Below are 2,816 nucleotides of genomic sequence, written 5' to 3'. Positions count from 1 at the left end.
GATGCCGCCATCCTGGTGGTGGAAATCGCCAAGGGCTGCGTGACCCGCATCGACCGGAAGGGCCGCAAGACCCTTGTCGCCACACCGGGAGGCGGGCCAAATGGCCTGGCATTCGGGCCGGACGTATCCATCCGTTAGCGGCCGCCTTGTGGAATTGGTGAGATAGGGAGTCATGTGACTATTCCTAGGAGTAGTCACATGACGAACCAACGAGTTGAGATCATCACATCGGTTGAGCGCCGGCGGCGGTGGAGTGAAGCCGAGAAGCTGGCGATTCTCGCCGATGCGGCAGTGACATCGGTTTCGGCGGCGGCGCGCAGAGCCGGGGTTGCGGCGAGCCTGGTATTCCGGTGGCGGGGGCAATTGGGCATGAACGGGATGGCATTGCCGGAGCTCTCGCCGGCTGCGGTCTCGGCTTTTGCGCCGGTGCGGATTGCGCGGGAGGCTGCCAGTTCGGCGGGTCCCGGCACGATCGAGATCGAGCTTGCGAGCGGGGCGCGGATGCGGATTACGGGCGTGGTCGACGTGGCGACGCTTTCGGCGGCAATTGCTGCACTGGCCGGCGGGAGGCGGCGATGATCGCCGTTCCATCGGGTGTGCGGGTGTGGATAGCGACGGGTCATACCGACATGCGTCGGGGCATGAACTCGCTGGCCTTGCTGGTGCAGGAAGCGTTGAGGCGTGATCCGCATGGCGGCGATCTCTACGTGTTTCGCGGCAAGAGCGGCAAGCTGATCAAGATTCTTTGGCACGATGGCCTTGGCATGTCGCTCTATGCCAAGCGGCTGGAGCGCGGACGGTTCATCTGGCCGGCAAGCAGGGGCGAGACGGTGACGATCACGCTGGCGCAACTCGGCTATCTGCTGGAAGGGATCGACTGGCGCATGCCGCAGCACACTTGGCGACCGACAGCGGCGGGCTGATGCGGCGTGATGACTCACGCGGCTGATATGCGGGGCGAATCACCACGCATTGTGGTGCACTCGCGCCTATGGTCGAGCCTGCCGATCCGGTTCCCGACGACAAGGATGCGCTCAAGGCGGCGCTGATCGAGGCGCGCGCCAAGCTCTCGGGCGCCGAGGCCCTGATCGAGCACCTGCAATTGGTGATCGCCAAGATGAAGCGCGAGATGTTCGGGCCGCGTTCGGAGCGCAGCCAGAGGCTTCTCGATCAATTGGAGCTCGAGCTCGAGGAACTGGCCGCGGCCAGGGCTGAGGATGAGGCCAAGGCCGAGGCGGCGGGCGTTCCGGTTCAGGGCTTCACGCGGCGCAAGGCGAAGCGCCGGAACTTTCCTGATCATCTGCCGCGCCGGCGGGTTGTTCACCCGGCGCCGGCCTCATGTCCGGGCTGCGGCTCGAGCAAGCTGTCGAAGATCGGCGAGGATATCACCGAGACGCTCGATGTGGTGCCGCGGCAATGGTTGGTGACCGAGCACGTGCGCGAGAAGTTTTCCTGCCGGGCTTGCGAGAAGATCAGCCAGCCGCCGGCGCCCTTCCATGTGATCGCGCGGGGCTTCGCCGGGGCGAGCCTCCTGGCGATGATGCTGGTCGGCAAATACGCCAATCATCAGCCGCTCAACCGGCAGAGCGAGCAATATGCGCGCGAGGGGATCGAGCTTTCGGTGTCGACGATGGCCGATCATGTCGGCGCCTGTGCGGCTACGTTGATGCCGCTCTACGAGCTGATCAAGGCACACGTCTTCGCCGGCGAACGCATTCATGGCGATGACACCACCGTGCCGGTGCTGGCCAAGGTGAAGACCCGTACCGGGCGGATTTGGACCTACGTCCGCGATGATCGCCCCTTCGGCGGCAGAGATCCGCCGGCTGCCGTGTTCTTCTACTCGCCCGATCGGGGCGGGCTCCATCCCGAGCGGCATCTGGCCGGCTATAGCGGGATCCTCCAGGCCGACGCCTATTCCGGGTTCAACAAGCTTTACGAGCCGGATCGAAGACCGGGGCCGATCATCGAAGCCGGCTGCTGGGCGCATGCCAGACGCAAGCTGTTCGAGCTTGCCGACATCGCCGCCAAGGCGCGCAACCGGAAGCCGACGACGATCTCGCCGATCGCTTTCGAGGCGGTTCGGAAGTTCGATGCCATCTTCGCGCTGGAACGCTCGATCAACGGTTCCGCGGCCGAGGTGCGGGTGGCGGCGCGCCAGAAGGATGCCGCACCGCTGGTCGAGGATCTCATCGATTGGATGCGGCGGGAGCGGGCCAAGCTCTCGCGCCACAACGAAGTGGCAAAGGCCATGGACTACATGCTCAAGCGCATTGATGCGTTCACGCGCTTCCTCGAAGACGGCCGCATCTGCCTGAGCAACAACGCAGCCGAGCGGACCTTGCGCGGAATTGCTCTCGGTCGGAAGTCTTGGCTGTTCGCGGGCTCCGACAGGGGCGGCGAGCGCGCCGCGGTCATGCTGACGCTGATCCAGACGGCCAAGCTCAACGACGTCGATCCGCAAGCCTGGCTGGCCGACGTGCTGGCCAGGATCGCTGACCACAAGATCACCGACCTGGCTGCGTTGCTGCCTTGGAATTGGAGCAGCGCCCTGCGCGTCGGCCAAGCTGCCTGACCATGGCGGCGCCATCCTACACCTTCACGATCGCCCGCGCCGCCGAACTCCTCGGCGAAGACCAGGAACTGCTATGCGAAATCGCGCTCTACATGGAGCCGGAAGACGGCTGCCTCTCTATCCATGGAACCGGCGACCAACAAACCATCGCCTTCACACCCTTCGGGATGGAATCCCTGAAGGAACTGATCCCAGAGTACAAACGTAGGCAATCGTCCCCGCGGTCTTGAGCGGATGGTTA

Annotated in this window: 4 protein-coding genes; all 4 read left to right on the top strand. The window is 64.7% G+C overall.

What is annotated here, in order from left to right:
- Window positions 1–198: 198 nt before the first annotated feature.
- The 4 genes from Q0C64_RS13375 (at window position 199) to Q0C64_RS13360 (ending at window position 2,805) form a co-directional block, all read left to right on the top strand.
- Entirely contained in the window at window positions 199–579 is a 381-nt protein-coding gene (locus Q0C64_RS13375; RefSeq protein WP_294124336.1) for a transposase, read from the top strand.
- Window positions 576–923 carry an IS66 family insertion sequence element accessory protein TnpB gene (gene tnpB / locus Q0C64_RS13370; protein WP_294124335.1) on the top strand — a complete coding sequence of 116 codons (348 nt, stop codon included), beginning with the start codon at window positions 576–578 and terminating at the stop codon, window positions 921–923. Before Q0C64_RS13375 ends, tnpB begins: the two co-directional genes overlap by 4 nt.
- Before the next feature lie 68 nt (window positions 924–991).
- Window positions 992–2,575 (top strand): IS66 family transposase, encoded by a 1,584-nt coding sequence (locus tag Q0C64_RS13365; RefSeq protein WP_294124334.1) that lies wholly within the window; start codon window positions 992–994, stop codon window positions 2,573–2,575.
- A gap of 2 nt (window positions 2,576–2,577) precedes the next feature.
- Complete coding sequence (locus Q0C64_RS13360) at window positions 2,578–2,805, top strand: hypothetical protein (RefSeq protein ID WP_294124333.1); 228 nt, start codon at window positions 2,578–2,580, stop codon at window positions 2,803–2,805.
- Window positions 2,806–2,816: the final 11 nt, after the last annotated feature.

It is taken from the genome of Sphingomonas sp. (assembly GCF_023266535.1).
Lineage (GTDB): Bacteria > Pseudomonadota > Alphaproteobacteria > Sphingomonadales > Sphingomonadaceae > Sphingomicrobium.
This window is presented reverse-complemented; position numbering and strand designations above follow the sequence as displayed.

Coding starts and splice junctions, on each gene's coding strand:
- Q0C64_RS13375 (WP_294124336.1), top strand. CDS start 199: ATGACGAACCAACGAGTTGAGATCATCACATCGGTTGAGCGCCGGCGG.
- tnpB (WP_294124335.1), top strand. CDS start 576: ATGATCGCCGTTCCATCGGGTGTGCGGGTGTGGATAGCGACGGGTCAT.
- Q0C64_RS13365 (WP_294124334.1), top strand. CDS start 992: ATGGTCGAGCCTGCCGATCCGGTTCCCGACGACAAGGATGCGCTCAAG.
- Q0C64_RS13360 (WP_294124333.1), top strand. CDS start 2,578: ATGGCGGCGCCATCCTACACCTTCACGATCGCCCGCGCCGCCGAACTC.